General features: G+C 70.6%; 2 protein-coding genes. Both read left to right on the top strand.

Annotated elements, in window-relative coordinates:
• Window positions 1-368 precede the first annotated feature (368 nt).
• Window positions 369-932, top strand: coding sequence for a DUF6542 domain-containing protein (locus tag ACFU99_RS40335; protein WP_384402755.1), 564 nt, complete (start codon window positions 369-371; stop codon window positions 930-932).
• Window positions 925-2,526, top strand: a complete 1,602-nt coding sequence (locus ACFU99_RS40330; RefSeq protein ID WP_384402752.1) for an LCP family protein — start codon at window positions 925-927, stop codon at window positions 2,524-2,526. Before ACFU99_RS40335 ends, ACFU99_RS40330 begins: the two co-directional genes overlap by 8 nt.
• Window positions 2,527-2,634: the final 108 nt, after the last annotated feature.

Here is a 2,634-nt window from a genome sequence, read left to right as displayed (position 1 = left end):
GGGTGCGGTGGTGCGCAGGGCGCTGTACAGGCCCTCGACCTGGGCCACGGCCGCGCCGATGCGCAGGTTGGCGCTCCCGGTCGGCGGTTGCTGCTCCTGCGACAACTCCACTGCCCCTTCCCCTTGGTTCGCCGGAACCCGCGAGTTGCTACGAGTTGCTCAATTGCGCAATCTTGCAACTATATTAGCGACCCCGCCCGCGGCCCTTCTGTGTGGCCCTCGTCATAGACGCTTGCGAGCTTGCGCGACCAGGCAACTCACTCGGCGAGCGGACCGTCTCACTGGCCGAAGAAAACTCTGGCATGGCCGGAACGGGCCGGCGGGGGGAAGCCGGTGGACCGCCGAACGGACTGGTGAGAGCGGAACGTATGCAAGAACAACAGGCACGAGCAGCAGGCGGTGGGCAGGCTCGCCGGAGCGCTCGCGGCGGCCCGTACCCGCCGCAGGAGTGGCCCGCCCCCGCGGCCGAGCCCCCCTCCTACGGAGCGGCCCCCTCCCCCGGGGCGGCCGAATCGCGCGGGCGCGCGCGGGCGGGCGGCGCCCCCGCCGCCAAGAGCGGCAACCGGGGCGCGGTGGGCGTCGCCCTGGTGGTGCCGCCGCTGCTGGGCGCTGCCGCGGACAGCGTGATCGGCTCCGGCCCCGGATGGGCGCTGGCGGTCGGGGCCGTGCTGGGCGGGGGCTGGGCGACCGTCCTGGCCGCCCGGCGACGCGCCCTGTGGTGGGTGGTGCCACTGCCCCCGCTGGTGGTGGCGGCGGTGACGGTAGGCGCGGGACTGCTCGGCGAGTCGTCCGGCAAGACGCTCACCACCGACCTGGTGCGCTGGGCCGTCGCCGGTTTCCCGGCGATGGCGGCCGCGGAGTGCGCGGTGCTGGCGGTACTGGCCGTACGGGGCCTCGCGGGCCTGGGGCGTGGGAGGCGCGGACATGGCTGAGGAGCGCAAGGCCCGGAATTCGGGGTCGAACAAACACGGGTCCCGCGGCCGCCGCGCCCGCCCCCGCGCCGCTGCGAGCGGTACGGGCCGGCCGCCGCGGACGGTACTGGCGGCGCGCGCCATGGTCTGGGCCGCCTCCGCGGTGGTGCTGATCGGCTGCGGGACCACCTGGTACGCGTACCACTCGCTGACCGACGGCATGACCACGTCGGACGCGCTGGACTCGATCAAGAAGAACGCGCCCAAGCACCTCGACAGCTCGGTGAACCTGCTGCTGATCGGCCTCGACTCGCGCAAGGACATGGACGGCAAGGACCTGCCCAAGGAGTTCGTGCAGGACCAGTTGCACGCCGGATCCAGCAGTATCGGCTACTACAACACCAACACGCTGATCCTGATGCACATACCGAAGGACGGCGGCAAGGTCCAGGCGTTCTCGGTACCCCGCGACGACTATGTGCAGACCTACAACGGCGACGGCTCCGTCCAAGGCCACTTCAAGGTCAAGGAGGCGTACTCCAACGCCTACGCCGGGGCCCACGAGAGGCTCGCCGCCAAGGGGATGAAGGGCGCGAAGCTGGAGGGCAAGAGCCGGGAGGCCGGGCGGGAGGCGACGCTGGCCACGGTGCAGAAGTTCCTGGACGTGCCGATCGACCACTTCGCCGAGGTCAATCTGCTCGGCTTCTACGACATAGCCAAGGTGCTCCAGCCGATCACGGTCTGTCTCAAGCAGCCGGTGAAGGACCACTACTCGGGCGCGGACTTCCCCAAGGGGGTCTCGAAGCTCAACGCCAAGCAGGCGCTGGCCTTCGTGCGCCAGCGTCACGAACTGCTCAACGGCGACCTGGACCGCACCCGCCGCCAGCAGGCGTTCATCGCGTCGGTCACGCACGAGCTGAAGGGCCAGGGCGCGTGGAGCGACCTGGGCAAGCTCCAGGGGCTCTTCGACGTCGTGAAGAAGGACCTCGTCCTCGACAAGTCCTGGGACGTGCTGGACTTCGCCCAGCAGGCGCCCAACCTCACCGGCGGCAACGTGGTCTTCCACACCCTGCCCATCACCGGGTTCGGCACCCGCAAGAAGGAGTCCGTGAACCTGGTCGACCCGGTGCAGATCAGAAAGATCGTCCAGCAGGCGTTCGCCACCGCCGACGCCTCGAAGGACTCGAAGGGCTCCTCGGACAGCAAGAAGCCCGAGAAGGCGGCGTCCGGCACCGTCGACGTCCGCAACGGCAACGGGGGCAACGGCCTCGCCGACGCCGCGCTCCAGGCCCTGGTCAAGCTCGGCTACGCCGAGGGCACCACGGGCGACTCACCGGCACAGCCGCACACCACGATCGCCTACGGCAGCGGCGCGCAGAAGGCCGCGCAGCAGATCGCGGACCGGCTGAAGACGGCGGCGCCCGTCGCGAGCGCGTCGGTGCCCGCGGGACACGTCAGCGTCACGATCGGTCAGGACTACAAGCTCCCGGCCAAGTCGGACGGCGGCACGTCGGACAGCGGCTCGGACAGCGGCTCGTCGAAGTCCTCGAAGGACGATGACGACGACACGTCGGGTCCCGCGGTGAAGGCGGGCGGCGTGCCGTGCGTGAACTGACGCCCGTGACAACGGCGTTGAGGTGCGAGAACTAAGCGTTACCTTACCTGCGCCGAGCGTCATCTTTCGGACACCGCCGCGGCCGGGGGCCCCCCCTCCCCGGCCGCG

Origin of the sequence: Streptomyces sp. NPDC057654, assembly GCF_042800135.1 — a bacterium.
In the GTDB taxonomy this organism is placed as follows: domain Bacteria; phylum Actinomycetota; class Actinomycetes; order Streptomycetales; family Streptomycetaceae; genus Streptomyces.
This window is presented reverse-complemented; position numbering and strand designations above follow the sequence as displayed.